We start from the raw sequence: 405 nt of genomic DNA, 5'->3' as shown, positions 1-405 counted from the left end.
ATATTACAAAGTTTTTAAATGTTAAGCTAAAAGAAGATTATCTTCTTTTGTTGCATAAAGATGAAGTCGTGGCAAAGCTCCCTTTAAAAAATAAGGAAGAGCTAATGTTATTCTCTAATTATGAAATAAAGGGAGATAAGGTTTGCAAGAAAGCTGAAAATCCTTCTTTGGTAGAAAGTTATGTAGAAAACTGCGATTTAGGCTGGTGCTAACTTTAAATATGTAGGACACTAAAGAACGATCAAATATTTATCATTACATTCAGTTTATTTGTACCGAATGGTAGGTACAAATAAGAGGTGTAAAATACAAACGAATTAGAGGGAAGAATTATGAATCAGAACGATAGTTTATATAAAAAATCACATTTTAACCGTTTAGGTGAATTTAGTACACTTTCACCTG

Annotated in this window: 1 protein-coding gene; it reads left to right on the top strand. The window is 30.1% G+C overall.

Annotated features, from left to right (window positions below; genetic code table 11):
* Window positions 1-212: DUF2553 family protein (locus ACMX9J_RS27705; RefSeq protein ID WP_416226474.1), on the top strand; the 212-nt coding region annotated here is incomplete at its 5' end.
* Window positions 213-405: the final 193 nt, after the last annotated feature.

This window comes from Priestia sp. RMT2NF4 (assembly GCF_047872835.1).
GTDB lineage: Bacteria > Bacillota > Bacilli > Bacillales > Bacillaceae_H > Priestia > Priestia zanthoxyli.
This window is presented reverse-complemented; position numbering and strand designations above follow the sequence as displayed.